At 64.8% G+C, this 2676-nt stretch carries 5 protein-coding genes; 2 read left to right on the forward strand and 3 right to left on the reverse strand.

From position 1 onward, the window contains the following. The 3 genes from ABZ646_RS44525 to ABZ646_RS44535 all read right to left on the reverse strand — a co-directional run. Positions 1 to 529, reverse strand: a 529-nt coding sequence (locus ABZ646_RS44525; RefSeq protein ID WP_360532910.1) for a Scr1 family TA system antitoxin-like transcriptional regulator, incomplete at its 3' end; no start/stop codon positions are given. A 14-nt stretch (positions 530 to 543) separates the two neighbouring features. Further along, the gene (locus tag ABZ646_RS44530; RefSeq protein ID WP_360532913.1) at positions 544 to 1059 is read right to left on the reverse strand and encodes a DUF6879 family protein; all 516 of its coding nucleotides are present in this window, start codon (positions 1057 to 1059) and stop codon (positions 544 to 546) included. Then, complete coding sequence (locus tag ABZ646_RS44535; protein WP_214976501.1) at positions 1031 to 1285, reverse strand: hypothetical protein; 255 nt, start codon at positions 1283 to 1285, stop codon at positions 1031 to 1033. Before ABZ646_RS44535 ends, ABZ646_RS44530 begins: the two co-directional genes overlap by 29 nt. 655 nt (positions 1286 to 1940) lie before the next feature. Between ABZ646_RS44535 and ABZ646_RS44540 the strand changes: the two genes are divergently transcribed. After that, positions 1941 to 2165 carry a DUF397 domain-containing protein gene (locus ABZ646_RS44540; RefSeq protein WP_360532916.1) on the forward strand — a complete coding sequence of 75 codons (225 nt, stop codon included), beginning with the start codon at positions 1941 to 1943 and terminating at the stop codon, positions 2163 to 2165. 83 nt (positions 2166 to 2248) lie between these two features. Beyond that, a partial coding sequence (locus ABZ646_RS44545; protein WP_360532919.1) for a hypothetical protein occupies positions 2249 to 2676 on the forward strand: 428 nt, incomplete at its 3' end.

Genomic DNA, 2676 nt, shown 5'->3' on the forward strand with positions numbered 1-2676 from the left:
CTTCCAGGACGAATGAGAATCGCCGGGCGCCGTTGCTTAGGACCTGGTTACGCCTCATGCGGGCCGCGACCGCATCACTCACGTCGTCCGGCGTCCCCCTGAAGGCTGCGATGGAGGACAAGAGGGCAGTGGCGTAGCCGGGAGTCTGAAGGAACCCAGGGATCACGTCAGAAACGTAGACACGGAACGTCTTTGTTTGTTGGTAGAGATCGCCTGTCGACTCTTGCAGGCGACGGAGACCACTCCGCTGGAGTCGCTTCCACTGCACATGAGCATCGGCGGACTGCCTGTTGGCAGCGATCAAGTCGGGGACCTGATCACCAGCGGAACAAGCCCGGCACCAGGCTTTGATGTCCGAGTCAGAGGGAGGCGTCTTGGCGTTCTCGATCCTGGACGACTTCGACTCTGACCAACCACACCTGACGGCCAGCTCCCGCCCGCTGATCCCGGCATCCTTCCGAATCTCACGGAGGCGGCCGGCGAGGTGTTCGCGGGCCTTCTGGACGCTTGAGGAGGGATGCGGGGGCATGGAGCTGGCTTTCGTCAGATCTTGTACAGGTGGTGCGGGGTCGCTCGCTCCCAGACTGCTTCGAAGGCAGTGGAGCACAGCTTCACGGTCTCCGGGTCAGCCGTGATTTCGTCCTCGACCACCACGCCGTCACCAGAGAAGTGGTGCACCCGGAGCAGCGCGCCGTCGAACAGCCAGAAGTCATTCCCCGGCAGGGGGATGTCGGTGGCCTGTCGCCGAGGCAGCCACCGAACCTCCTCGCCCGCCGTGATGTTGGCGTGGGTGACGTAGTGCTCCCAGCGGATGTACTCCGATACGGGCTCGGAGACGATCCGAGCCCGGCGGACGGATACACCCCGGGCCACCGTATCTGCGATCAACTGGTCATAGGGATGCCACCACGACTCGCGGTCCTCCCAGTTGATTCGCTCACCCCGCTTCCACGCCTCGAACCGGTCCGTCGGGGCGTAACAGTCGCGCAGCTCCAGATGGACGGCAGACCGGTCACACTGCCCAAGCAGCTCAGCGAAGCTGGGCACGCTCGACGGCATCACACGCCTCCCTGATCATCGGGATCATCCGGGCCGGAATCCTGACGATCGCTTCACTATCAGGCACCGGCCCGTTCGCGGGGCTGCTTGCCTCGCACTCCGCCTGAGTCTCGGTGCTTGGCTTCCACCCCTGCAACAAGATCTCCTGAGCTTCCGCGTCCGCCCACACGGTGGGGCAGTGGTCCCGGTCTGTGTCGGGGTCGATCCCAACGAACTCTACGGCCATATCGAGCTCCCTCGACTCGGTGCTTGCTCGGGCTTGCATCAGCTTCGTTGAACTGCGGATACGCCGTCAATACGGCCGCCAGACAGCCAAATTGGCGTGCAAGCTCATGCAAGTTCGTAGAGCCCCGGGGGCGTCGCCTCCTAGCGTCCTTGCATCGCGCCAGATGAGCCGGGGAGGAAGCATTGTCACAGAAGCCGCAGGGCTACCACCTGGCCGAGCTACCGGCCGAGCCCTCCGCCGTGCCTGGCTGCTCGGACTGTCTGTCCCTCTCGGTCAGCAGAGAGAACGCCCGCTCCAGGAGCGACTACAGCGCCGTATCTGACGCGAACGTGGAGCTGCGTCAGCACCAGGAAAGGGCGCACTGATCATGAGCGGGAAGACCTACGCCCAGCTCGTGTCGGAGCGCCCCTTGATGACGCTTCGGGTATCGCATGACTCGGGTCAGACCTGGGGTTCCAAGCAGGCCGTATTTGCTACCGATGACCTCCCGCCTCTGATGACGAACGCGTGGCCTCCCTGCGAGTGCTGGCGCTGTACCGGCTCCGGCCAGCGCTCCAGGACCTGAAGAAGCGTGCTCCATGCCCTTGAACTCCCGCCCGACGTGGGCGGCGGCGGTCAGCCACGACCGCGATTAGTTGAGCAGGAAGGTGCAGTGATGCAGAACGGAACCGACCTGTACGCGCTCGACATCAGCGGGGCCTCATTCGTCCAGGCGTGCGGCGGCCCCTGCACGGAGGGGTGCGTGACCCTGGCCCAGATCGGCGACGGTCTCTGGGCGCTCGGTGACAGCAAGCGGCCGAGTGCGGAGCCGCTGCGGTTCACCACGGAGGAGCTGAGCGCGGCCGGTATCGACCCGGCGCGCTTCGGCCTGAACGTCTGATCCTCCCCCCTCCTGCCAGTCGGGCCGGTCCATCCCCGTCCCTGGGTCCGGCCCGGCTGGCACCACTCGAACGGGAACGACTGGTGCACCACCACGGCTACCTATGGACCGGACCGAAAGAGCGCTTCGACAATGAGGCTCTAAGGCGTCCCCCACATCCTCAGCCTCCACCGGCTCCAGTGTCCGAAGAGGACGTGAAGGCAGAGCAGCTACTCAAGCGCTACCGGGAAGTGGTGGCCGAGTTCCCGACATCCGATCTGCCGCCGATCGAAACGGCGTACTGGCTCATCAAGCCCCGTTCCCTAGTTCGTGGTACCTGGGACGAGCCCAAGGAAGCGGCAGCATGGATCGGCGAACGGCTGACCGAGTACGCGCCCCGGTTCGCATCGGAGAGGGACCGAGACACCACGCGCCTGGCCCGACTGGTGAGCGTTACTGCTGAGCAACTGCACGCGGGGACGGATGTGTCCTACGGCTTCTATCTGGAGCGTCCCTCGTATCTATCCCTGGC

The sequence above is a fragment of the Streptomyces sp. NPDC007162 genome, assembly GCF_040634175.1.
Classification (GTDB): domain Bacteria; phylum Actinomycetota; class Actinomycetes; order Streptomycetales; family Streptomycetaceae; genus Streptomyces.